Annotated in this window: 19 protein-coding genes; 12 read left to right on the forward strand and 7 right to left on the reverse strand. The window is 66.2% G+C overall.

Going from position 1 to position 23,492, the window contains the following annotated elements; translation table 11 throughout:
* Positions 1 to 313: 313 nt before the first annotated feature.
* Positions 314 to 3,658 carry a trifunctional glycoside hydrolase family 18/polysaccharide deacetylase/glycosyltransferase family 2 protein gene (locus QO010_RS19965; RefSeq protein WP_307352137.1) on the forward strand — a complete coding sequence of 1,115 codons (3,345 nt, stop codon included), beginning with the start codon at positions 314 to 316 and terminating at the stop codon, positions 3,656 to 3,658.
* Positions 3,659 to 3,863: 205 nt separating this feature from the next.
* Here the strand turns inward: QO010_RS19965 and QO010_RS19970 are convergent, their stop codons facing one another.
* Positions 3,864 to 4,478 carry a DJ-1/PfpI family protein gene (locus tag QO010_RS19970; protein WP_307352139.1) on the reverse strand — a complete coding sequence of 205 codons (615 nt, stop codon included), beginning with the start codon at positions 4,476 to 4,478 and terminating at the stop codon, positions 3,864 to 3,866.
* Positions 4,479 to 4,650: 172 nt separating this feature from the next.
* On the opposite strand from QO010_RS19970, the gene sucC reads away from it, so the two are divergent.
* The 11 genes from sucC (at position 4,651) to QO010_RS24035 (ending at position 16,813) form a co-directional block, all read left to right on the forward strand.
* The gene (sucC, locus tag QO010_RS19975) at positions 4,651 to 5,850 is read left to right on the forward strand and encodes an ADP-forming succinate--CoA ligase subunit beta (protein ID WP_307352141.1); all 1,200 of its coding nucleotides are present in this window, start codon (positions 4,651 to 4,653) and stop codon (positions 5,848 to 5,850) included.
* Positions 5,847 to 6,398, forward strand: a complete 552-nt coding sequence (locus tag QO010_RS19980) for a hypothetical protein (RefSeq protein ID WP_307352143.1) — start codon at positions 5,847 to 5,849, stop codon at positions 6,396 to 6,398. Before sucC ends, QO010_RS19980 begins: the two co-directional genes overlap by 4 nt.
* Positions 6,399 to 6,449: 51 nt before the next feature.
* Entirely contained in the window at positions 6,450 to 7,334 is an 885-nt protein-coding gene (sucD, locus tag QO010_RS19985; protein WP_307352145.1) for a succinate--CoA ligase subunit alpha, read from the forward strand.
* 456 nt (positions 7,335 to 7,790) lie between these two features.
* Positions 7,791 to 10,769, forward strand: a complete 2,979-nt coding sequence (locus tag QO010_RS19990) for a 2-oxoglutarate dehydrogenase E1 component (RefSeq protein ID WP_307352147.1) — start codon at positions 7,791 to 7,793, stop codon at positions 10,767 to 10,769.
* A gap of 21 nt (positions 10,770 to 10,790) precedes the next feature.
* Positions 10,791 to 12,038, forward strand: coding sequence for a 2-oxoglutarate dehydrogenase complex dihydrolipoyllysine-residue succinyltransferase (odhB, locus tag QO010_RS19995; protein WP_307352149.1), 1,248 nt, complete (start codon positions 10,791 to 10,793; stop codon positions 12,036 to 12,038).
* 37 nt (positions 12,039 to 12,075) lie between these two features.
* Positions 12,076 to 12,567: a hypothetical protein gene (locus QO010_RS20000; RefSeq protein ID WP_307352151.1), complete on the forward strand. Its 492-nt coding sequence runs from the start codon at positions 12,076 to 12,078 to the stop codon at positions 12,565 to 12,567.
* Positions 12,567 to 12,944 carry a hypothetical protein gene (locus QO010_RS20005; protein WP_307352153.1) on the forward strand — a complete coding sequence of 126 codons (378 nt, stop codon included), beginning with the start codon at positions 12,567 to 12,569 and terminating at the stop codon, positions 12,942 to 12,944. Before QO010_RS20000 ends, QO010_RS20005 begins: the two co-directional genes overlap by 1 nt.
* 131 nt (positions 12,945 to 13,075) lie before the next feature.
* Positions 13,076 to 14,473 (forward strand): dihydrolipoyl dehydrogenase, encoded by a 1,398-nt coding sequence (lpdA, locus tag QO010_RS20010; RefSeq protein ID WP_307352155.1) that lies wholly within the window; start codon positions 13,076 to 13,078, stop codon positions 14,471 to 14,473.
* Positions 14,474 to 14,898: 425 nt separating this feature from the next.
* Positions 14,899 to 15,816, forward strand: a complete 918-nt coding sequence (locus QO010_RS20015) for an alpha/beta hydrolase (protein ID WP_307352156.1) — start codon at positions 14,899 to 14,901, stop codon at positions 15,814 to 15,816.
* Between the two features lie 5 nt (positions 15,817 to 15,821).
* The gene (locus tag QO010_RS20020) at positions 15,822 to 16,421 is read left to right on the forward strand and encodes an ankyrin repeat domain-containing protein (RefSeq protein ID WP_307352157.1); all 600 of its coding nucleotides are present in this window, start codon (positions 15,822 to 15,824) and stop codon (positions 16,419 to 16,421) included.
* Positions 16,422 to 16,606: 185 nt separating this feature from the next.
* Positions 16,607 to 16,813: a helix-turn-helix transcriptional regulator gene (locus QO010_RS24035; protein WP_370873792.1), complete on the forward strand. Its 207-nt coding sequence runs from the start codon at positions 16,607 to 16,609 to the stop codon at positions 16,811 to 16,813.
* A gap of 45 nt (positions 16,814 to 16,858) precedes the next feature.
* Here QO010_RS24035 and QO010_RS20025 read toward each other — a convergent pair whose 3' ends face one another.
* From QO010_RS20025 to QO010_RS24075, 6 genes are all read right to left on the reverse strand, one after another.
* Positions 16,859 to 17,077: a hypothetical protein gene (locus tag QO010_RS20025; RefSeq protein WP_307352159.1), complete on the reverse strand. Its 219-nt coding sequence runs from the start codon at positions 17,075 to 17,077 to the stop codon at positions 16,859 to 16,861.
* A 348-nt stretch (positions 17,078 to 17,425) separates the two neighbouring features.
* Positions 17,426 to 17,602 carry a hypothetical protein gene (locus QO010_RS20030; RefSeq protein WP_307352160.1) on the reverse strand — a complete coding sequence of 59 codons (177 nt, stop codon included), beginning with the start codon at positions 17,600 to 17,602 and terminating at the stop codon, positions 17,426 to 17,428.
* Between the two features lie 3 nt (positions 17,603 to 17,605).
* A complete protein-coding gene (locus QO010_RS20035; protein WP_307352161.1) occupies positions 17,606 to 18,769 on the reverse strand; it encodes a type IV secretory system conjugative DNA transfer family protein in 1,164 nt (387 codons plus the stop codon).
* Positions 18,770 to 18,886: 117 nt separating this feature from the next.
* A complete protein-coding gene (locus tag QO010_RS20040; protein ID WP_307352162.1) occupies positions 18,887 to 20,818 on the reverse strand; it encodes a hypothetical protein in 1,932 nt (643 codons plus the stop codon).
* Positions 20,819 to 20,861: 43 nt separating this feature from the next.
* Positions 20,862 to 22,952: a peptidase domain-containing ABC transporter gene (locus QO010_RS20045; RefSeq protein ID WP_307352164.1), complete on the reverse strand. Its 2,091-nt coding sequence runs from the start codon at positions 22,950 to 22,952 to the stop codon at positions 20,862 to 20,864.
* Complete coding sequence (locus tag QO010_RS24075) at positions 22,949 to 23,485, reverse strand: beta-barrel domain-containing protein (protein WP_503128611.1); 537 nt, start codon at positions 23,483 to 23,485, stop codon at positions 22,949 to 22,951. Before QO010_RS24075 ends, QO010_RS20045 begins: the two co-directional genes overlap by 4 nt.
* Between the last annotated feature and the right edge of the window lie 7 nt (positions 23,486 to 23,492).

Consider the following 23,492-nt stretch of genomic DNA (forward strand, 5'->3'; position numbering starts at 1 on the left):
CGCGGATAACCTCCGCGGGGCCTTCCGTTTGAGAAAGCCTGGGGATCGCCCGGGCGGTGTCCCTTAGCCTCACCCACCCTCCGCTCATCCCCGCGAAAGCGGGGACCCAGGTGTTTTCGTTTCAGCCTTTCAGCCGCCCGGGCCTGTCAGAATCGCCCGCTACAGCAAAAAAGCCTGGGTCCCCGCTTTCGCGGGGATGAGCGGAGTTTAGGGTGGGGTTCGGCCTTCCTCAGTCCCGGCCAATAGAGGCCAAGGTTCCGCCATGATGCCAGCGGCATAAGCGCTCGAGCGATACCTCGGCGAACTCTCCCGCATGGCCAACTACATCTTCCACGATCCCAGCGGGCGGCGGGCGCGCCGGGCCGGGCAGGGGCTGGGGCTGATCGTGTCGCTGGCGGCCCTGCTGGTCGCCGGATTCTTCGCCACCCTGGCCTTCGCGCCCCGGCTGCCGGGGGTGTCGCTGAAGGATCCGCGCATCCTGCAGGCCCTGCATATCGAGACGGCCCGCCACGTGAAGGGCCGGCCCGGCTGGACCAGGGTGCCCAAGCCCCGCGCCGCCAGCGGCGGACCGGCCCGGCCGCTGTCGGTGGGCTTCTATGTCTCCTGGGACGAGGACAGCCGCACTTCGCTGGCCCGCAACGTCGCCAGCCTGGACGTGGTGGTCCCGCAGTGGGTGGCCCTGAACGGCTCGGCGGGAGACGTGAAGGTCACCGCCGACCCGCAGGCCGAGGCCATCCTGGCCAAGGCCCCGCATCCCGTCTCGGTCCTGCCGCTGGTCCACAACGCCCATGACGACCTGAGCGACGGCCCGCTGGCCGACCGGATGCTGGCCGATCCGGCGGCGCGCTCCCGACTGATCGGCCATCTGGTCGATCTGGCGAGGAAGCGCAACTACGCCGGCTATGTCTTCGATTTCGAGAACCTGTCGGCGCCGTCCCTGGCGGTCTACCCCGCCTTCCTGAAAGAGGCGCAGGCGGCGCTGAAGCCGCTGGGCCGCGACATCTGGGTCTCCGCCCCGGTCGGCGACGGCGCCTGGCCGCTGCCCCGCTTGCAGAAGAGCGCCGACGCCATCGTGCTGATGGCCTACGACCAGCACTACGGCACCGGCGATCCGGGCCCGGCCGCCGGCCAGGACTGGTTCGAGGCCCGGCTGGCCGAATCCATGCGCGGGCTGGACCCGGCCCATACGGTCGTGGCGCTGGGGGCCTACGGGTATGACTGGACGACCGGCGCGAAGAGGTCGGCCGACGCGGTCGGCTTCTACGACGCCACCCAGACGGCGCACGACGCCGACGCCCAGGTCGAGCTGGACGGCGACAGCCTCAACCCGACCTTCGACTACCAGGACGACAACGGGGCCGACCACAGCGTCTGGTTCCTCGACGCCGCGACGTTGTTCAACCAGATCCGCACCGCCGACAGCTACCGGCCCATGGGCTACGCCCTCTGGCGGATGGGGGCCGAGGATCCCTCGGCCTGGCGGTTCATGGGCAAGCCCTATGGCTCCAACCGGCCGACTGGCCTGCAGACCATCGTCGCCGGCCAGGGGGTCGACTTCGACGGCACGGGCGAGGTGCTGCGGGTGTCGGCGACGCCCACGGTGGGCAAGCGGACCCTGACCACCGACCCGGCCACCGGGCTGATCGACGGCGAGACCTATGACGTCATGCCCACCTCCTATGTGGTCGAGCGCTATGGGGCGCGGCCCGGCCTGGTGGCGCTGACCTTCGACGACGGCCCCGATCCGCGCTGGACGCCGAAGATCCTGGACATTCTCAAGGCCAAGCGGGCCCAGGCGACCTTCTTCGTCATCGGCAAGAACATGCAGGACGATCCGGGGGCGGTGCGGCGCGAGGTGGCCGAGGGCCAACTAGTGGGCAGCCACACCTGGACCCATCCCAATATCGGCGAGATCTCCGCGCCCCAGGCCGACCTGGAGCTCAACACCACCCAGCGCCTGTTCGAGGTGCTGACCGGACGCTCGCTGCGCCTGTTCCGGCCGCCCTATTTCGGCGATGCGGAGCCCTCGACCCCCAACGAGGTCGAACCCCTGCTGACCGCCCAGAAGCTGGGCTATCTGATCGTGGGCCTGCGCATCGACCCCGACGACTGGAAGAAGCCCGATCCGCAGCACATCATCGACACCACCCTGGCGCGGCTGGCCGACGGGGGCCCGCGGGCCGGCCAGATCGTGCTGTTGCACGACGGCGGCGGCGACCGCAGCCGCACGGTGGCGGCCCTGCCGGGCCTGATCGACGCGCTGCGGGCCCACGGCTACCGGCTGGTGAGCGTCGACCAACTGGCCGGGATGACCAACGCCCAGGCCATGCCGGCGGCCACGCGGGATTCCGGCGACCTGCTGCTGGACCGCATCGGGTTCGGATTCTTCCGGACCCTGGACCTGGCCTTCTACTGGCTGTTCATCACGGCCATCGTGCTGGGGGTGCTGAGGCTGGTCTTCCTGGCGGTGCTGGCCCTGATCCACCGCTCGCGCGTCGCCCGGCGGACCCCCGAGCTGCTGCCGCTGGAGCGTGAGCCGCTGGTCAGCGTGCTGATCCCCTGTTTCAACGAGGAAGCGGTCATCGCCGGATCCGTGGAGCGCATTCTCGCTTCTCGCTGGAGTCGCCTGGAGGTGCTGGTCCTGGACGACGGCTCCACCGACGGCACCGCCGAGCAGGTCCGGCTCAACCACGGCTCGGACCCGCGCGTGCGGCTGCTCAGCTTCGCCAACGGCGGCAAGGCCCTGGCCCTCAACCGCGGCCTGACCCACGCCCGGGGTGAGATCGTCGTGGCCCTGGACGCCGACACCCTGTTCGCGCCCGAAACCATCGCACGGCTGGTGCGCTGGTTCGAAGACCCGGGGGTGGGGGCGGTGGCCGGCAACGCCATCGTCGGCAACCGCATCAACCTGGTCACCCGCTGGCAGGCCCTGGAATATGTCACCGCCCAGAACCTGGAACGCCGCGCCCTGGCGGCGCTGGGGGCGGTGACGGTGGTGCCGGGCGCGGTCGGGGCCTGGCGGCGGGCGGCCCTGGAGCAGCTGGGCGGCTATCCGGAAGACACCCTGGCCGAGGACCAGGACCTGACGCTCGCCGTGCAACGCGCCGGCTGGCGGGTGGAGTTCGATCCGCAGGCGCGGGCCTATACCGAAGCGCCCGATACGGTCGGAGGACTCTTGAAGCAGCGGTTCCGCTGGTCGTTCGGCACCCTGCAATGTTTGTGGAAGCACCGGGCGGCGCTCTGGGACAAACGGCGGCCGGTGCTGGGCTTCGTGGCCTTGCCGCAGATCTGGCTGTTCCAGATCCTGCTGACCGCGGTCGCGCCGCTGGTCGATCTCGCCATCGTCTTCAGCCTGGTCTCGGCGGTCTACGGCTGGAGCTACCACCCCATCGAATGGTCGCCGGACAATGTGCTGCGCCCGGTCTTCTACTGGGCCGCCTTCATCTTCCTGGACCTGTCGGCCGGGGCGCTGGGCATGGCGCTGGAGAAACGCGCGCCCTGGAAGGACCTGCTGTGGCTGCCGGCCCAGCGGTTCGGGTACCGGCAGCTGATGTACTGGGTGGTGGTCAAGTCGATCGTCACCGCCATCCGTGGGCCCAGGGTCGGCTGGGGCAAGCTGGAGCGCCGCAACAGCGCGGTGATGGATCAAGCGGCGTAACTCCTCTCCTCGTTAGAGGAGAGGTCGACTCTGAGCGCGGCAGCGCGAAGAGCGGGTGAGGAGATTCCCGCGCTTGCCGTCGCTTAAATCTCCCACGCCGACACCAAGCTGAACCGCCTGCGGCCGCCACCGTGGGAATCTCCTCACCCGGAGGCAGCGCCTTGCGGCGCATGCCTCTCGACCTCTCCTCTACCGAGGAGAGGAGTTAGGGGAGCGGACAGCTGATCGTGTTCGGTATCTGGCTGCTCACCGGCGGGTCCGGGTAGTACTGCGTCGTCTGCTGCACCTGCACCGCCGCCGCCTCGCCGCTGAGCAGCTTGATCAGTTCCAGCGCCTCGTCCAGCCCCGAGGATATCCCCCCGCCCGTCAGCCGATTGCCGTCCAGCACGAACCTGGGATGGCCGTCGGCGACGGTGATCTTGGGATAGCTCTGCAGCAGGCACGGAATGAACGCCCAGTGGGTGGTCACCGTGAACCCATCCAGCAGCCCCGCCGCCGCCAGGATCAACGCGCCCTCGCAGACCGAGCAGACATATCTCGCGTCGGTCGCCTTCTGGTTCAGGAACCGGCGGTAGGCCGTCCCCGCCTTGCCGATCATCCGGTTCAGCGCCTGCGGATTGCCGCCCGGGGTCCAGAGGACGTCCCAGGCGCCGGCCTTGCCGAACGCCTCGGCGTGAATGACCAGGCCGCCGTTGCAGACCACCGGGCCCCTCTTTTGGGCGACGATCTCGATGTCGTAGCCGGCCCAGTGGAACATCTCGAAGGGGCCGGTGACGTCCAGGACGTCGACGCCCTCATAGACCGGGATGCCGATGATCATGGCGCGCAGCCCCCTGTTTCAACCGATAGGGGTTTGTAGGATCAATTTCCCGCGCCTGTCTCGCGCGACCTCACCCGGCGTCATCCGTTGCGCCGCCAAAAACCGGCGCCTATAAGCGCCCATCTCCCAACTACAGCCTTCCCGACCATCGGCGCAGCGACCGGACCCCTCCATGAACATCCACGAGCATCAGGCCAAGGCCGTTCTGGCCGAGTTCGGCGTCCCGGTTCCCAAGGGTTTCGCCGCCTTCACTCCCGATGAGGCGGCCAGCGCCGCCGAGCGGCTGGGTGGGCCGGTGTTCGTGGTCAAGAGCCAGATCCATGCCGGCGGCCGCGGCAAGGGGCGGTTCGAGGGGCTGGGCCCTGACGCCAAGGGCGGGGTGCGGGTGGTCAAGTCCGTCGAGGACGTCCGCAAGAACGCCGAGGAGATGCTGGGCCGGGTGCTGGTGACCCACCAGACGGGGCCGAAGGGCAAGCAGGTCAACCGCCTCTACATCGAGGAAGGCGCCGACATCGCCAAGGAATTCTACCTCTCGCTGCTGGTCGACCGCGAGACCAGCCGGGTGGCCGTGGTCGCCTCGACCGAGGGCGGCATGAACATCGAGGACGTGGCGCACGAGACGCCCGACAAGATCGTCACCTTTTTCATCGATCCCGCGACCGGCGTCTGGCCGCACCATGGCCTGCAGCTGGCCACGGCGCTGGGCCTGAAAGGGCCGCTGGCCAAGCAGGCCAGCGCCCTGCTGCCGCAGCTCTACAAGGCCTTTGTCGACAAGGACATGGCCATGCTGGAGGTCAATCCGCTGATCGCCACGGGCGACGAGCGGCTGATCGTGCTGGACGCCAAGGTCAGCTTCGACAGCAACGCCCTCTACCGCCACCCCGACGTCGTCGCCCTGCGCGACGAGACCGAGGAGGACCCCAAGGAGATCGAGGCCTCCAAATACGACCTCAGCTACATCGCGCTCGATGGCGAGATCGGCTGCATGGTCAACGGCGCGGGCCTGGCCATGGCGACCATGGACATCATCAAGCTCTATGGCGCGGAACCCGCCAACTTCCTCGATGTCGGCGGCGGGGCCGGCAAGGAGAAGGTCATCGCGGCCTTCAAGATCATCACGGCCGATCCCAACGTGAAGGGCATCCTGGTCAACATCTTCGGCGGCATCATGCGCTGCGACATCATCGCCGAGGGCGTGGTGGCGGCCGTGAAGGAGGTGGGGCTGAAGGTTCCGCTGGTCGTGCGGCTGGAAGGCACCAACGTCGAGCTGGGCAAGAAGATCATCAATGAGAGCGGCCTGGACGTGATCGCCGCCAACGACCTGAGCGATGGCGCCCAGAAGATCGTCGCCGCCGTGCGGGCCGGCAAATGAGCCGCCGCCTCGCGATCCTGACCCTCCTGGCGCTGGGCCTGACGGCCGGCGCCGCCAACGCCGCCGAGAGCCCGGACCTGGCCCGGCTGACCGGCAAGGCCGAGGCCTGCATCCGGGCCGCGGTTCCCAGCGTCGAGCGGGTCGAGCCGAGTCTGGCCGATGGCGTGACCTTCATCGTGCACGATCTCTGCGCCGTAGAACTCGGCAATCGCCAGCGCTACATCCAGAACAGCGCCCTCATTGAGACCATGAAGGATGGCGGCCCGTTCGGGGCGATGATCAAGGCCATGCCGGACGATCCCAAGGCTACGCCCGAGCAAAAGGCCGACGCCGAGGCCGCCCGAAAGATGATGATCGGCCCCTATGACAAGGCCAGGCTCGATCCGGATACCGGCGAGATCGTCTATCCGGACGGCGCGACGCCCGGCTTCTTCGGCAACGCCTTCACCAACATCGCCACCACGGCGCTGGGCAACGAACCCGATCCGAGAATGCGCGCCCTGACCGCCCGCCTGCTGCTCGACGCCCGCCTCGCCCGCAAGCCCTAAGCTTCTTATCGCCTTTTCGGCTCCCGCCCTCACGAGATAGCCAGTCCGACCATGTCCATCCTGATCGACAAGAACACCAAGGTCATCTGCCAGGGCCTCACCGGCGCCCAGGGCACCTTCCATACCGAGCAGGCCATCGCCTATGGCACCCAGATGGTCGGCGGGGTCACCCCTGGCAAAGGCGGCCAGACCCATGTCGGCCTGCCGGTGTTCAACACCGTCGGCGAGGCCATGCACGCCACCAAGGCCGACGCCTCGGTGGTCTATGTGCCGCCGCCCTATGCCGCCGACTCCATCCTGGAGGCCATCGACGCGGAGGTGCCGCTGATCGTCTGCATCACCGAGGGCATTCCGGTGGCCGACATGGTCAAGGTCAAGCGCTCGCTGAGCGGGTCGAAGTCCCGGCTGATCGGGCCCAACTGCCCGGGCGTGCTGACCCCCAACCAGTGCAAGATCGGCATCATGCCGGGCAACATCTTCAGCCACGGCTCGGTGGGCGTGGTCTCGCGCTCGGGCACGCTCACCTACGAGGCGGTGTTCCAGACCACCAATGCCGGCCTGGGCCAGACCACGGCGGTCGGCATCGGCGGCGACCCGGTCAAGGGGACCGAGTTCATCGACATGCTGGAGCTGTTCCTGGCCGACGAGGAAACCCAGTCGATCATCATGATCGGCGAAATCGGCGGCAGCGCCGAAGAGGACGCCGCCCAGTTCCTGGCCGACGAGAAGAAGAAGGGCCGCTGGAAACCCACCGTCGGCTTCATCGCCGGCCGCACCGCGCCTCCGGGCCGGCGCATGGGCCATGCCGGCGCCATCATCTCGGGCGGCAAGGGCGGGGCGGAAGACAAGATTGCGGCCATGGAAGCGGCCGGGATCAAGGTTTCGCCGTCTCCGGCTGCTCTGGGCGAGACGCTGGCGGCTCTTCTCAAGGGTTAGTTGCCCCAGGCCGTTGCCGGCGTGAAGGTGGGGTTCCGGGTCGCTGCGCGACAGGAAGATAAGGGAAGAGAAGAAGCGCAAGGGACGGCGCTGTCCTGAGGGCCGCTTTTGCAGACCCGCTGATATCTATCGAGGCGCGTAGCGCCTCAACAAGCCCGCCGCCAGCGCAGGCTACACGTGGCGCCGGCCGCGGCCACGGCCGCTTCCTCTTCTTCTCTCCCTTATCTTTCTGTCGCGAAGCGACCCCAAAATCCCCACGCCTCAGCCCTGCAAGAGACGCCAGCGGCCCTCCTGGAAGGCTGATTGCCGCATTGCGGTAAAAAAGTGGGTCTAGAAGGCCCGTAAGGGGTCGAGTTTTTCGCCTGACAGGCGCACAAGCACGACCCCGAAACACTATATACACCGGCTTAAAGTTAAGCCGTCCCCAGCAGGGACGGTTGGAAGGCGCTACGACCCATGGCTGACGACGCGGGCATCATCAACAAGGTCCTGACCGAGACCTCCTTCCTCTACGGCGGCAATGCCGCCTTCGTCGAGGACCTGCACGAGCGCTGGGCGAACGATCCGGGCTCGGTCGATCCCAGCTGGGCCGCCTTCTTCGCCAGCCTCACCGACCAGGCCGCCCAGGTCAAAGCCAGCGCCGTCAAGCCGAGCTGGACCCATGTCTCCGCCCCGACGGCGCGCCCCGACTGGCTGTCGGCCATCGACGGCCTCTGGCCCGCCGTGGAAGCCAAGCTCGGCAAGGCCATCGCCGACCGCGCTGTCGCCCCGGCCACCGCGCCCGCGGTCGCCCCCACCACCGAAGCCATCCGCGCCGCCACCCTCGACTCGCTGCGGGCGGTGATGATGATCCGCGCCTTCCGCATGCGCGGCCACCTGCAGGCCAAGCTCGACCCGCTCGGCATCGCCACCACGCCGGGCGACGCCAGCGAACTGGACCCGGCCACCTACGGCTTTTCCGACGCCGACCTCGACCGGCCGATCTTCCTGGATTTCGTGCTGGGCCTGGAGACCGCCAGCCTGCGCGAAATCCTCGCCATACTGCGCCGCACCTACTGCGGCACGGTCGGCGTGCAGTACATGCACATCTCCAATCCGCAGGAGAAGGCCTGGCTGCAGGAGCGCATCGAGGGGCGCGACAAGGAGATCGTCTTCACGCCCCAGGGCAAGATCGCCATCCTCAAGAAGCTGATCGAGGCCGAGGGCTTCGAGCGCTTCCTGCACAAGCGCTTCCCCGGCACCAAGCGCTTCGGGCTGGACGGCGGCGAGGCCATGGTCCCGGCCCTGGAGCAGATGATCAAGCGCGGCGGCGCCTTGGGGGTGAAGGACATCGTCATCGGCATGCCCCACCGGGGCCGGCTGAACGTCCTGGCCGCGGTGATGGGCAAGCCCTACCACATCATCTTCCACGAGTTTCAGGGCGGCTCGTCGCTGCCCTCGGACATCGAGGGCTCGGGCGATGTCAAATACCACCTGGGCGCCTCGTCGGACCGCAGCTTCGACGACAACATCGTCCACCTGTCGCTGACCGCCAATCCCAGCCACCTGGAAATCGTCAACCCGGTGGTGATCGGCAAGGTGCGGGCCAAGCAGGCCTTCACCCTGCGCGAGACGCCAGACGCCGGCCGCGGCCATGTCATGCCCCTGCTGCTGCACGGCGACGCGGCCTTCGCCGGCCAGGGCGTGGTGGCCGAGTGCTTCGCGCTGTCGGGCCTGAAGGGCTACCGCACCGGCGGCACCATCCACTTCATCGTCAACAACCAGATCGGCTTCACCACCGATCCGCGCTTCTCGCGCTCCAGCCCCTATCCCTCGGATGTGGCGCTGATGGTCGAGGCGCCCATCTTCCACTGCAACGGCGACGACCCCGAGGCGGTGACCTTCGTCGCCAAGGTGGCCACCGAATACCGCCAGCAGTTCGGCAAGGACGTGGTGGTCGACATGTTCTGCTATCGGCGGTTCGGTCACAACGAGGGCGACGACCCCACGATGACCCAGCCCCTGATGTACGCCCGCATCAAGGACCAGCCCTCGACCCGCGAGATCTACGGCAAGCGGCTGGTCGAGGAGGGCGTGGCCACCGCCGCCGAGGTCGACGGCTGGGTGGCCGAGTTCGCCGCCTTCCTCGACGCCGAGTTCGAGGCCGGCAAGACCTATCACGCCAACAAGGCCGACTGGCTGGATGGGAAGTGGGCCGGGTTCGCCCAGCCGCTCGACGAGGAGCGCCGGGGCACGACGGGCGTGCCGCTGCGGAAGCTCAAGGACATCGGCGAGCGCATCACCACCATTCCCGAAGGCTTCGACGCCCACAAGACCGTGCGCCGGGCCATCGACAACCGCCGGGCCGCCATCGAGAGCGGCGAGAACCTCGACTGGGGGACGGCCGAGCACCTAGCCTTCGCCACCCTGCTGGACGAAGGCTTCCCGGTTCGTCTCAGCGGCCAGGACAGCGTGCGCGGCACCTTCGTGCAGCGCCATAGCGACCTGATCGACCAGACCAGCGAGGCGCACTACACGCCGCTGAACAACATCCGCCCCGGCCAGGCGCCCTATGAGGTCATCGACTCGGCCCTGTCGGAAGAGGCGGTGCTGGGCTTCGAATACGGTTTCAGCCTGGCCGACCCCAACACCCTGACCATCTGGGAGGCGCAGTTCGGCGACTTCGTGAACGGCGCCCAGGTGGTCATCGACCAGTTCATCGCCTCGGGCGAGCGCAAGTGGCTGCGGATGAGCGGCCTGGTGATGCTGCTGCCGCACGGCTACGAGGGCCAGGGGCCGGAACACTCGTCGGCCCGGCTGGAGCGCTTCCTGCAGTCCTGCGCCGAGGACAACCTGCAGGTCCTCAACTGCTCGACCCCGGCCAACTATTTCCACGCCCTGCGCCGGCAGATGCACCGCGAGTTCCGCAAGCCCCTGATCGTCATGACCCCCAAGTCGCTGTTGCGGCACAAGAAGGCGGTGTCGAATCTCAGCGACCTGGCCGAGGGCTCCAGCTTCCACCGGGTGATGGTCGACGGGGCCGAAGCCGGCTGCGATGTCGGCGGCATCACGCTGAAGCCGGATGCGGAGATCACGCGGGTCGTCATGTGCTCAGGCAAGGTCTATCACGACCTGGTCGACGCCCGGGCCAAGGCCGGCCGCGACGACGTCTACCTGCTGCGCATCGAGCAGTTCTATCCCTGGCCGCTGAAGTCGGTGAGCCAGGTGCTGGCGCGGTTCCGGGGCGCCGAGCTGGTCTGGTGCCAGGAAGAACCCAAGAACATGGGCGGCTGGACCTTCATCGACCCCTGGCTGGAACTGACCCTGGCGCGGATGGACATCAAGGCCAAGCGGGCCCGCTATGTCGGCCGCCCGGCCTCGGCCTCGACCGCCGCCGGCCTGATGAGCCGCCACCTGAAAGAACTCGAAGCCTTCCTCGCCGAAGCCTTCGCCTAGACCCCGAGTAAGAAGAAGACCATGGCCGACATCATGACCCCCGCCCTCGGGGAATCCGTCACCGAGGCGACGATCGCCCGCTGGACCAAGAAGCCCGGCGACGCCGTCAAGAAGGACGAGATCCTGGTCGAGCTGGAGACCGACAAGGTCAGCCTGGAAGTCGCCTCGCCCGCCGACGGGGTGCTGGAGAGCATCGCGGCCAATGACGGCGACACGGTCGTCCCCGGCGCCTTGCTGGGCCGGGTGAGCGAAGGCGCGACCGCCGCCGCCAAGCCGGCCGCCAAGGCGGCGGAACCTGCGAAAGAGCCTGAGCCGGCCAAGGCCGCCGAACCCGCCAAGGCTCCGGAACCCGCGCCCGCCCCCAAGGCTGCCGAGCCAGCCGCCGCGTCCGCCCAACCGCTGGCTCCATCAGTGCAGCGCATCGTTTCCGAGACGGGGCTGGACCCGGCCACCGTCCCCGGCTCGGGCAAGGACGGCCGCATCACCAAGGGCGACGCCCTGGCCGCGCTGGACGCCAGGGCCGCCGCCCCGCCGCCCGCCGCGGCCCCCGCCGCGCCGCGCGCCACCCATGAGCGCGAGGAGCGGGTCCGCATGACCCGCCTGCGCCAGACCATCGCCCGGCGGCTGAAGGAGGCCCAGACCAACGCCGCCATGCTGACCACCTTCAACGAGGTGGACATGACCGCGATCATGGCCATCCGGGCCCAGTACAAGGACGTCTTCGAGAAGACCCACGGCGTGAAGCTGGGCTTCATGAGCTTCTTCGTCCGCGCCTGCGTGGCGGCGCTCAAGCAGGTGCCCGACGTCAACGCCGAGATCGACGGCCAGGACCTGATCTACAAGAACCACTACGACATCGGGGTCGCCGTCGGCACCGAGAAGGGCTTGGTCGTGCCGGTCGTGCGTGACGCCGACGCCATGAGCCTGGCCGGGATCGAGAAGGCCATCGGGGCGCTGGGCAAGAAGGCCCGCGACGGCCATCTGGCCATCGAGGACATGCAGGGCGGCACCTTCACCATCTCCAACGGCGGGGTCTATGGCTCGCTGATGTCGACCCCGATCCTCAACGCCCCGCAGTCGGGCATCCTGGGCATGCACAAGATCCAGGACCGGCCGATGGTCGTGAACGGTCAGATCGTCATCCGCCCGATGATGTATCTGGCGCTCAGCTACGACCACCGGGTGGTCGACGGCCAGGGGGCGGTGACCTTCCTGGTCCACGTCAAGGAAGCGCTCGAGGATCCGCAGCGGCTGTTGCTGGACCTCTAGGCCTGGGCCATGGTGGGTCCCAACCTCGGGGAACGCCATGTCGGACGACGCCAATCCACAGCCTGAAGCGGCGCCGACGCCCGGCGCCGGCGCATGGCTGCCCTTGTCGCTGGCCGCCGGGGCCGCGGCGGTGTTCCACGCCATCCCGCCGCTCTGCACCCTGGCGGAGAAGGCGGGCCTGGGCCGCCAGCTCTGGCATCCGATCGACCGGCTTTCGCCCTTTCTCTGGGAACGGCTGATCCATGCCCGGCTGACCGCCGGCTGGTGGCAGACCGGCCTTGGCCTGGTGGAAGTGGCGCTCTGCATCGCGGCCCTGACCCAGGCCCGTCGCCGGCTGACCCTCGCGGCGATGCTGTTCGCGGGCGCGGCTATCCTAAACGGGGCCGACTGGTTCCTGAGCTTCGACCTGCTGCACAATCCAGCCATCAACGACCCCGAACGGCGGGCGGCGATCACCTTCGCGGTGAGCGAACTGGCCCTGGCCCTGCTGCTCTGGCTGCGGGTGCGGTCCGCCGGCCGGAGCCGCTGATGGATCAGGTTCGCATCGGCCGCTACATCGACCTGCAGGAGGCCCAGATCGCGGCCGGCATGCTGCAGGCCCAGGGTTTCGCCGTACACCTGCAGAACGAGCAGCTTGGCGCTGTCGATTTTCTGGTTCGCCAGGCCATCGGCGGCTTCGGGATCTGGGTCCCGGAGGACGAGGCTGAGGACGCCAAGGCGGTGCTGGACGAGGCGGCGGCGCGGGCGGCCGACTTCGAGCCGGATCCCGAGATCGCCGCCAGGCCCCGGCGGCTGTCAGTGCGGATTCTGGGCTATGTTGTCTATGCCGGGCTTGGCCTGGCGGCGCTCAGCATGCTGTTCGCCATCGGCTCATTCCTCTACCGAGGCTTCTTCGGCAGCGATTGAACCGGTTGCCTTGACCCCCCGCCTTGCCTTGGGTCCCCGTCGGCGGTAAGGCGCCCACCTCTCCGGCCCGGCTGCAAAGCGCGGGCCGGATGCTTATCTGAGCGGCGAGTCGAGAAGCGGAAGGCTGAGGCATGGCGGACTATGACGTGGTGATCATCGGGGGCGGTCCCGGCGGCTACAACGCGGCCATCCGGGCCGGCCAGCTGGGCCTCAAGGCCGCCTGCGTCGAGAAGCGCGAGACCCTGGGCGGCACATGCCTCAACGTCGGCTGCATCCCGTCGAAAGCCCTGCTGCACGCCTCGGAGATGTTCGAACTGGCCGGCAAGGATTTCGCCAGCCTGGGCATCGACGTCACCCCCAAGCTCAACCTGCCGCAGATGATGGCCCAGAAGGCCGACAGCGTCGGGGCCCTGACCAAGGGCATCGAGTTCCTGTTCAAGAAGAACAAGGTCGAGTGGATCAAGGGGGCCGGCAAGATCGCCGGTCCCGGCAAGGTGGAGGTCACCGCCGCCGACGGGTCGGTCGAGACCCACAACGCCAAAAACATCGTCATCGCCACCGGCTCGGAGCCCGCCGGCCTGCCCGGCGTCACCGTCGACCAGCAGCGCATCGTCGATTCCACCGGCGCCCTGAACATCCCCGAAGTGCCCGGCAGCCTGGTGGTGATCGGGGCCGGGATCATCGGCCTGGAGCTGGGCTCGGTCTGGCGCCGGCTGGGGGCGGAAGTCACCGTGGTCGAATATCTCGACCGCATCTGCCCGGGCATGGACGAGGAAACCGCCAAGACCTTCCAGCGCTCGCTGACCAAGCAGGGCATGCGCTTCCAGTTGGGGGCCAAGGTGACGGGGGCCGAGGCGGGCGGGTCGAGCGTCAAGCTGACCTTCGAGCCCGTGAAGGGCGGCGAGGCCCAGACCATCGAGGCCAACTATGTCCTGCTGGCCATCGGGCGGCGGCCCTATACCGAGGGGCTGGGGCTGGAGAGCGTGGGGATCACCCCGGACAAGCGCGGCTTCATCGAGACCGACCACTTCAAGACCAGCGCGCCGGGCGTCTGGGCCGTCGGCGACACCACCCACGGCCCGATGCTGGCCCACAAGGCCGAGGACGAGGGCGTCGCCTGCATCGAGCTGATCGCCGGCAAGGCGGGCCATGTGAACTACGATGTCATTCCGAGCGTGGTCTACACCTGGCCGGAGGTCGCCTGGGTCGGCAAGACCGAGGAGGAGCTGAAGGCCGCCGGGGTCGCCTACAAGGCCGGCAAGTTCCCCTTCACCGCCAACGCCCGCGCCAAGGTCAACCACGAGGCCGAGGGCTTCGTGAAGGTCCTGGCGGACGCGGTGACCGACAAGGTGCTGGGCGTCCACATGATCGGCCCCCAGGTCGGCGAGATGATCGGCGAATACTGCGTGGCGATGGAGTTCTCGGCGGCGTCGGAAGACATCGCGCGGACGTGCCACCCCCACCCCACGCGGTCCGAGGCGTTGCGCCAGGCGGCGATGGGGGTCGAGGGGTGGACGATGCAGGCCTGACGACGGCGCTCTTCACCGCGCCCAGGCCTATCGTCTGTGGCGGGGGCCATTTCGGTGACAGTTTACTTAATTCGCTCTGAGCGCACCCACGCCTGACGATGATCCAAGGGCGAATTAAGTAAACTGTCACCGAAATCACCCGAGGGCGCTGCCGCATCTCGTCCGCAATGTAGCGCTGTCAGCTCTGGGAACCCTTCCTCCTCGATGGAGGAAGGGCAGGGTTGGTGGTGCGCGCTTGGAGCCTGGGCGAAAAACGCAGGGTGGCGTGGGCGCCTCCCCGAGTGCTTCCGGAAGCGCTATGCCACCACCACCATCCCCGCCCTTCCTCCATCGAGGAGGAAGGGAGCCGACTGTGGGCTTCATCGGCGCTTGGATTCCATTCCCCATCGACCTAGCTTTCCTCCCAACCACGGGAGGACACGCGCATGGCTGACGGCAATCAGGTCTGGAAGGATCCCGATATCGGCGCGGTGCGCGTGTTGCTGGAGCAGTTCTCGGCTATCGAGCAGCCCGGCCAGGACTGGGCCACCCGCCGCGCGGGCATGGATGCGTTCGGCGATATGAGCCCGCTGCCGGACGGCTGCGAGAAGGTCGAGCTCACCGTCGCGGGTATCCCCTGCGAGAAACTCACCCCCGCCGGCGCCGACCAGACCAAGGCCCTGCTCTACCTGCATGGCGGCGGCTATTGCGTGGGCAGTCCCAAGAGCCACCGGGGCCTGGCCGCCCGGCTGGCCGGCGAGATCAACGCCCCGGCCCTGGTGCCCGACTACCGCATGGCCCCCGAGCATCCCTTCCCGGCGGCGGTCGAGGATGCGGTCGCCTGCTATCGCCATCTGCTGGATGAGGGCGTCGCGCCCGGTCGCATCGCCATCTCCGGCGACAGCGCCGGCGGCGGGCTGACCCTGGCCACCGCGCTCGCCATCCGCGCCAATGGCCTGCCGCAGCCGGGCTGCCTGTTCGCCATCAGCCCCTGGGCCAATCTCGCCCAGCAGGGCGCGGCCTATGAGGTTCTGGCGGGGGTCGACCCGATGCTGACCAAGGCGGGCCTCGACGAGTTCGCCGCGACCTATCTGAACGGCCATTCGGTCAGCGACCCACTCGCCTCGCCGGCCCTGGCCGACTACGCCGGCATCGCCCCGCTGCTGATCCATGCCGGCGGGGCCGAGATCCTGGCCTCCGACGCTATCGCCGTTGCCGAGAAGGCCGGCCTGGCCGGGGTGGATGTCCGCGTGGAGATCTGGCCCGAGATGATCCATGTCTGGCACGCCTTCTTCACCCAGCTGGGCGCGGGCCGGCGGGCGATCAGCGAGGCCAGCGCCTGGATGAACGCCAGGCTGGGCTAGCCGCCGTGGCGCTGCCCGACCTGCTGCAGGCCATTGTCGACGGCGACGGAGCGCTGGCCGAACGGTTGCTGGCCGAAACGCCCGGCCTGGCCACGGCGGTCTCGCGCGCGGGGGCGACGCGGCAGGACGCCAGCCCGCACTTTTTCCAGGCCATCACCCACTATCTCTATGCCGGCGACACCGCCCTGCACATCGCCGCGGCGGCCTATCGCCCGGAGATCGCCAGGACGCTGATCGGGCTTGGGGCGTCGGTCCGGGCCGCCAACCGGCGCGGCGCCCGGCCGCTGCACTACGCCGCCGACGGCCATCCGGACTCGCCCGGCTGGAACCCGACGACCCAGGCGGCGACCATCGCCGTGCTGCTGGCCGCCGGGGCCGACCCCAACGCCGCCGACAGGAGCGGGACCACGCCCCTGCATCGGGCCGTGCGCACCGGCTGCGCCGGGGCCGTGCGGGCCCTGCTGGCGGGCGGCGCCGATCCCCGGCGTGACAACGGGCGGGGTTCGACGCCGGTCAAGCTGGCGGAAATCACCACGGGCCGGGGCGGCAGCGGCTCGCCGACGGCCCGGGCGCTGCAGGCGGAGATCCTGGAATTGCTGCGCTAGGGTCAAGACTCAATTGCGATTGAGATAGTTCAAGAGCTCACCCCCCCCTCCGCTCATCCCCGCGAAAGCGGGGACCCAGGTGTTTTTCGTAGCTGACTTTCAGCCGTCCAGACCTGTCAGCATTGCCCTCAACAGCAAAAAGCCTGGGTCGCGTAGCCTTTTTGGTACCGGGCGTTCCGGTTCGTTTGAAGGGCGATAGGACGAAATTCCGGGCCCGGCAAGGCGAGCGACTTGGGGCTCAGATTGAGCGCCGCCGCCGGCAGCTCGGACTTTCGTGCGCGAGAGCCGCTGCGCTCATCGGCGTCACGCGCTGGACGCTCGGACTCTGGGAACAAGGGAAGCAAGAGCCGGCAGCGCGATACGGTTCGGCAATCGCTCGCTTCCTCACGTGAAGGCGCGAGGCGACCGCCTCGCGCCTGGCTCCTGGAAGGTTGGGGTCATTGCTGACCCCGCGTCTCCTCCGTCCGCTCGGTGATGGTCCGCATCACGATGCGTCCATGCAGCGGCACCGCATCGCAGATGATGCTGAAGCCCTGCCCGTCCTTGTTCGGCCAGGCCGCGCCGATGGGGGTCCAGATCGCACCCTGGCCATCGCCAAGGACACGATACAGACGGTGGGTCGGCATGCGGGAGAGCAGTGGGGGTTGCTGAGCCATGGGAGATTTCTCCTAAGTCCGCCGCGGACCATTCCGCGGCTTCATGGGGAGACAAGGGAGTGGGCCAAGGAGCCGGCGGTCAGACCCCGCGCCCAAGGCGCGCCCGCAGGGAGCAAGCTGCACGGAGCGCACCTTGTGCGCGGAGGAAGCGATGCTGGGTTGACCGGCGGCGGGCCCGCTCCATGACGCTCCCCAAACGAAGCCGTGCATGGTTCGTGACCGCGCCGTCGGGAAGCTGCGCTGTTAGCCGTAAACGAACCTCACTGGCGGCAGCATCAAGCCGAACTTGAGGCCCACGCGGCGCGATCCGCAAGGCGCTGATTGGCACCCCTTCGGTAGCCCGGGGACTTAGTTTTCCGAGGTTGCGTCTATAACGGCGCCATCCTGGCGGGCCGCCTCAACGGCCGCGCGCTGCCATTCGAGCGCCAGCACCAAGAAGCGCGCTCGCCCTTCAGGGCTCTGAGTCTGCTCCGCCATCTCGGCAATTTCGGCGGCTTTGGCTAAGCATTGGGCGGCGCTACGCATCCGTCACAGTAGCACGGTACGCGCGCTGAACGGCCGCGATGGCGTCCCGTCGATCATGAGCTTCAGGTAGATGTGCTGGTTCGGGAGATTGATGAGGTCTTCGACGCCGAACGTCGGCTGAAACTCACGGGCCAGGATCATGGCGTCCTCGGGGCCGACGCGGAACGAGACCAGGGTCGCGGCATTGCCGAGCACCGCATGCCGCACATCGGGATCGAGCTGATGGAAATGCTGGTGTGCGAGGGTGAGCCCCAAGCCGTACTTCCGAAGTTCGGAGAGCATGTTGACGAAGGAGAGCGTCGTGAAGCTCTGGAATTCATCGACATACAGGAAGAACGGCCGACGCTCCTGTGCCGGCACCTCAGCACGGCTGAGGGCGGCAAGGCCGATGGTGGAGACCAAAAGGCCGCCGAGCGTCGTTGCGCTGTCTTCCCCCAGCTGCCCTTTAGAGAGGTTCACTAGGAGCACGGCGCCCTCGTCCATGAGCGAGCGGAAGCGAAGCTCCTCCTTGGGCGCTACCAGGATGCGATACAGCGTCGGATCGGACAAAAGCGCACCGAGCTTGTTCTGGATGGGCGCGACGACCTCCAGCTTGTAACGGTCGGGATAGTGCTCGAACTCGTCGGTCCAGAAGCGCCGGACGGTCTCATTGCGGACGCCGGCCGTGACCTGTCGGCGGTATTTCTTGTCGGCGTAGAGCCGAAGAAGGTCGGGCAGGGTCGAGCCCTCGCGTCCGATGAGCGTGTAGAGGGAATTGCGGAGCACATGCTCCATGCGCACGCCCCAGGCTTCGGGCCAGAGCTTCTTCAAAGTCTCAAGAAGGCCGGAAGCGGCGAGAGGAATCTTGTCGTCCCGAACGCGCCGAAGCGGGTTGTATCCGAAAGGCTGCGTAGGATCGGGTGCGTTCAGATAGCGGATGCGATGCGCAAATGCTGGCGGCACCGTCGCCGCGATCCGCTCCACCATATCGCCGTGCGGATCGATGAGGGCAAAGCCACGGCCGGCTTCCAAGTCTTGCCGGGCGAGAGTTTCCAACAGCGTCGATTTACCGACGCCGGTCTTCCCGAGAATATGGACATGCGGGAGACGGTCGGCCTGCTTGATGCCGAAGCGGCGGAAGCGGCGGCGGAATGTGGTCTCGCCGATGTATGAGACGTCGCCATGCATGCGGCCATCGTGCGACCGGATGCCCGGCGGCGCGAGGCGTCGGTTTGTGACGAATGGTGGCGCGCTGGTAGTCACCTTGGCACGCGGTAATAGATGCCCGTGACGTCCAGGCAGCCTCTATGGGCTAAGAGCAAATAAGCGGCGACGCGGAACCGGGCTGTATTCGACTTGGAAGGTAGGTTGAAACGCGTCCATGGGATTGGCGCAGACCATAGACCGGGGGCGACTCCCTGGACTCGCTAGCTCGATTGGAAGTCCGTCCAAGCAACGCTTACGCACGTCTTCCCATGCAGCATCGATGTCACCAGCCAAGTTGTGCCCGGCCACTTCCGAAATGATTGGGTCGCCCGATAGCGGGCCGCAGCGTTGGCCCGTATCCAGGCGAACCGCATTGCCTAGATCGGTGAAGCCCATTGGACCTGTTGCGCATACCTGCTGGAGGAGGTGCCGCAGCAGGCGTTGTCGCCGATCAACTTGATCGGGACGCAAGAGGGAGGCGGGACATCTAAGCTCAATCTTTCTGGCACGTCGAATCCCAAACCACACCGAAACCGCTTTCTCGCACTGCGCCCGTAATGAAAGGAAGGCTTCCTTAGGGGCCGTCGCTAAATCTACCCCGGCAACGGTGACGACTATAGGACTATTCGACAGGGGGCCGCAGTTCGCTCCAGTGTCGAGCGTCACCCTATTATTTTCAGTCCAGAAGCCGAATCCTGTTCCGGTCGGGCAGTAAGTGCTCAGGAACGGCGTCAGCACTGCAGAGCGCCATTCCTCAAGACTCGGATCCTCTCTGAGGACGACACCAAGCTCGCGCAGTCTCGACAGAAATTTAGCCCAACGCCCCTCTCCGCCCTCCAAAAATTCAGCCATGGCAGGGCTCAATGGGGAGTCCAGAATCTCCCCGGCGGTTTGGAACATGTCCTCCAGAGCGAACTGACCGTCCGACGGATCGGCGCGATCGAGAGTTTCCCTCCATAGGCGGGGCAACGAGGAATTTGCCCCACCCTGACGCATCTCTAAGTCCAACCACCACTGCACGAGCACTCCGCAGTCATATACGGCGCGGCCCTTCAACTGATTCAGGTCCGAGAACGGCCGGTCTCCCAGGTCTCGCGCGCAACTATTGAGATGCTGCGCGAGCTCGTCCTCCACATGCCCTTCGACGTATCCACGCCGGAGTGCGAAATAGAGCCCGGCGTATTCGGCCGCCCCCTCGCTGAACCAAGGATCCGTTTCACTTCGCAGCCGATAGCGAGCGCCGATCCAAAGATGGGCAGTTTCATGCGCCACGAACCGCACGAGTTGCCGGCGCAACCCGGGATCGTCCTTCAGCGTATCGCTTTTTATGCGCAACAGAATTATCCCGTTCTGGGCGGCGTCTCCGCGCCAGGAGTTTGCGACTAGCGGGCTTTGGGAAATAGCAATGACCGGTCGCCCAGAGACGCGGGACCCGAAGAACCGTTCATGAAAACTGAGCGCCGCTTGAGCTGATTGCTCGACATTGCGGACTAACCACCGGGGCACATGACCATCATCCACGACCGCAATAGGCCCGTCGGAACGGTTTGCCGGCTCACCAACGACGATGAAACCACTCGCTGCCGGCTCTTCAGATGAAAAACTACGGGCTGAAAGAACCGGATCGAGGCACCGAGGACAGTCTGTTAGGAATGCGGCTTCCTCCGCGCTGCGGAGGTAGGGAAAGTACAGAACCCAGGCGGTTTTCCCCAAACGCACTGACGCCGCATATACACGATCCTGTTCGGCGGAGTCTGCGCGAACCAGGAGATCAAAGCGCGTGAATGACCCGCCATCCGCACGATGGACCGTGCCATCGCTGATTTCGAAGCCGACTCCGACGACGGAAAACTGAGCGACGACCCCGGCCTCTGCGGCGGCCTCAAGTCTAAATTCACTGACCGGTCCAGGAAGCTCGTAATGCACGAGCACACCCGCTTCAGTGGGCTCGATCTTCAGTCGGACAGCCGCCGCTTCGGAGTAGGCGCGATCACCGCTGACAAAGAGAAACGATAGGGACACGAGCAGCACAAAACACAGAGACGCCAGCGAGCGGCCCCACGCTCCCCCCCGGCTATGCACGCTCCGAAACAATCCCACGGTCCACCCAGAGAATGCGATCTGCTGTAGCCAACGTCTGAGGCCTGTGAGTCACCACAATTCGCGTGATGGGTAGCTTGGAAATGGTGGCCAGCACCGCCCGCTCGGTCTGCTCGTCCAGGTTAGCTGTCCCCTCGTCAAGGACGAGCACCTCAGGCCGCACATAAAGAGCGCGCGCCAGCAAGACGCGCTGCCGCTGTCCTCCCGACAAGGTAGACCCCATGTCTCCGAGCCAGGTCCAATATTTCATGGGCATGCCGTCGATATCGGCAGCAATTTCCGCCATCGTCGCCGCCTCTCGCACGCGTTCAAGATCCACATGTGGATCGAAAAAGGAGATGTTATCGGCGACCGAGCCGGCAAACAGCGTATCGTCCTGAAGTACGGTCCCAACGTGCCGTCGCCACTCGTTCCATCCGATCTCGTCAATGGCGCGCCCATCAATGCAGATTTGGCCGGCTGTGGGCCTGTAAAGACCCAGGAGAAGCTTGACCAACGTCGATTTGCCACCGCCCGTCGGGCCGGCGAACGCAACTAGCGAGCCTTTCTCGATTTGGAACGTCGCATTGACAATACGAAGAACTTCTCCGTCGCCGTAGCGATAGGAGACGCCGCTGAATTCAATGCTACCTACACCGTCTATCTCGCCATCACCGAGGCCAGTGTTTTCATCTGATTTCGCCATAACTATATCGCTCAGGCGATCTAGATAGAGTTCAAGCATTCTGAAATTGGTCAACCCTCGGAACAGAGATGAGGCGCGGTCGGTCGCGGCTTGGCGGTAGAAGAGAAAGCTCAGCAACATGCCGACCGTCATGCCGGTTCCATTCAGAAATGCTGTCACTGCCAGAAAGATGATGACGGCTCCTTGAGCGTTAAAGAGGACAGACTGGATTGCCGCTATGGCCGCCCGCATCCTCGTCACCTTCACGCTGGCGTTCAGCGAGCGCGCCAGTAGGTTTCGCCATTGTCCTTCCCTCACCGCTTCTTGGCCAAACGCCTTGAGCGACCTCATCGAACGCAGCGTTTCGACGACATGCCCGTGCTCCTCGCCACCAGCCGCGATGGATTGTTCTTGGAGCCTCCGCAGTATCGGCAGGGCCACAAGCAACACTGCCGCGTAGAACAAAAAGCTAGCAACCACGATCATGGTGAGCCGAGGGCTGTACACAAGCATCACCATAACCAGTGCGGCGACCGACACGCCGTCAAGCGTCATCGCCGCTACGTCCACTGTAATAAATGATTGGACATCCCGAACCGAATTGAGCCGGGTCAATGCATCCCCTACCTGGCGCCGCTCAAACCAGGGAATTGGTAACCTAAATACTTTTCCCATCGCCTTTGACGAGAGAAAAAACGATAGCTCAGCGCCGAAGGCGGAGAGCATTAGGGATCGTATCAAATCGCTCGCCGTGGCAAGAACAGACAGCGCCAGAAAGACTAGGCACAGCCAAGTGAGAAGCCCAAGATCGTAATTGGGCAAAACCTGATCCACAATCAACTGTATTACGAGCGGAAGAGAGAGAATGATTACCTGCGCCAATGCGGCGAGGCAAATGTTCTGGAGGTTGCCGTTCAGGTGGCCTCTATAGCCTGAAAGCAGCGTTGAAAGGGCTAGCCTCGATCGCTTGAGGACGGCCCCCGATGCGAATGAATTTCGAGGCGACAATTCCAAAACCACGCCGGTAAAATGGTTCGAGAATTCATCCAGAGCGATTTCCGCTCGACCGCTCCTTGGGTCTTGGATCGTGACGGAGGCCCGCCCGACGCGCTCAAGAACTACGAAATGATCAAAATCCCAATGCAGGATGGCGGGTAATAGGACCTGCGAAAGGCCAGCCAGGGCGACCCGAAGGGGCCGCGCGCTGAGCTGGAGTTCGTCGGCGACTTGCATCATCCGACGAAGGTTCATACCGCGCGCGGACACCGGATAGCGTTCGCGTAGCCCGCCGTAGTTGATCGGGGCGCCGTGATACTCGGCAACCATTGCTAAGCAAGCGATGCCGCACTCCGTTGAGGAGATCTGCAAGACCGAGGGCACCCGGGCAGGACGGGCTGTCATCGAGATGAAACGCGCTCGAAAAGCGTCTCCGAGCTGGCCGGCAAAGTAACGAAGATCCCCATGCCCGGCCGCAACTGATCGGGAGGGATTCTGGAATTGCTGTCCGGATCGAACTCTATGCTGGCGTAGATCGCGGTCCCCAGGTCAGAAGGGCTCAGTGGTCCACCTGGTGCAACACCGTGTTCAAGACGGGTCACCATACCAGCTAACGTCCCATACTTGGCTGTTGGGAAAGCGCTGAAGGAAACCCGAAGCTTATCACCCGCTCTAACGCGACCGACGGCATCGGTTGAAATTGGAACGATGGCCCGCAGGTGGTCCTGGTCGCCGGCAATGCCTTGATCCGAGGTGAGCCACCCCGGAGCTCTATTTTGGCTGGGAATGGGCACGGCCACTGCTCCAAACACCAGGGAACCAGCTGCCAGCACGATAAACAGCCATACATACAGACTTCCAATAGGAGAGCGCCCAAGCGGGGTTCCCGCGAGTTTATGCCGCTGTGCGTCGAGAGCCCGTTTCCTAAATAGTTCCACCTCGCCT

The organism is Caulobacter ginsengisoli (genome assembly GCF_030814835.1).
In the GTDB taxonomy this organism is placed as follows: Bacteria; Pseudomonadota; Alphaproteobacteria; order Caulobacterales; family Caulobacteraceae; genus Caulobacter; species Caulobacter ginsengisoli.

Bases quoted from the DNA above. Each gene is read 5' to 3' on its own strand.
- lpdA (WP_307352155.1), top strand. From the start codon at position 13,076: ATGGCGGACTATGACGTGGTGATCATCGGGGGCGGTCCCGGCGGCTAC.
- sucD (WP_307352145.1), top strand. From the start codon at position 6,450: ATGTCCATCCTGATCGACAAGAACACCAAGGTCATCTGCCAGGGCCTC.
- QO010_RS19965 (WP_307352137.1), top strand. From the start codon at position 314: ATGGCCAACTACATCTTCCACGATCCCAGCGGGCGGCGGGCGCGCCGG.
- sucC (WP_307352141.1), top strand. From the start codon at position 4,651: ATGAACATCCACGAGCATCAGGCCAAGGCCGTTCTGGCCGAGTTCGGC.
- QO010_RS20030 (WP_307352160.1), bottom strand. From the start codon at position 17,602: ATGCGTAGCGCCGCCCAATGCTTAGCCAAAGCCGCCGAAATTGCCGAG.
- QO010_RS19990 (WP_307352147.1), top strand. From the start codon at position 7,791: ATGGCTGACGACGCGGGCATCATCAACAAGGTCCTGACCGAGACCTCC.
- QO010_RS20000 (WP_307352151.1), top strand. From the start codon at position 12,076: ATGTCGGACGACGCCAATCCACAGCCTGAAGCGGCGCCGACGCCCGGC.
- QO010_RS20015 (WP_307352156.1), top strand. From the start codon at position 14,899: ATGGCTGACGGCAATCAGGTCTGGAAGGATCCCGATATCGGCGCGGTG.
- odhB (WP_307352149.1), top strand. From the start codon at position 10,791: ATGGCCGACATCATGACCCCCGCCCTCGGGGAATCCGTCACCGAGGCG.
- QO010_RS20035 (WP_307352161.1), bottom strand. From the start codon at position 18,769: ATGCATGGCGACGTCTCATACATCGGCGAGACCACATTCCGCCGCCGC.
- QO010_RS20045 (WP_307352164.1), bottom strand. From the start codon at position 22,952: ATGACAGCCCGTCCTGCCCGGGTGCCCTCGGTCTTGCAGATCTCCTCA.
- QO010_RS19970 (WP_307352139.1), bottom strand. From the start codon at position 4,478: ATGATCATCGGCATCCCGGTCTATGAGGGCGTCGACGTCCTGGACGTC.
- QO010_RS20005 (WP_307352153.1), top strand. From the start codon at position 12,567: ATGGATCAGGTTCGCATCGGCCGCTACATCGACCTGCAGGAGGCCCAG.
- QO010_RS19980 (WP_307352143.1), top strand. From the start codon at position 5,847: ATGAGCCGCCGCCTCGCGATCCTGACCCTCCTGGCGCTGGGCCTGACG.
- QO010_RS20025 (WP_307352159.1), bottom strand. From the start codon at position 17,077: ATGGCTCAGCAACCCCCACTGCTCTCCCGCATGCCGACCCACCGTCTG.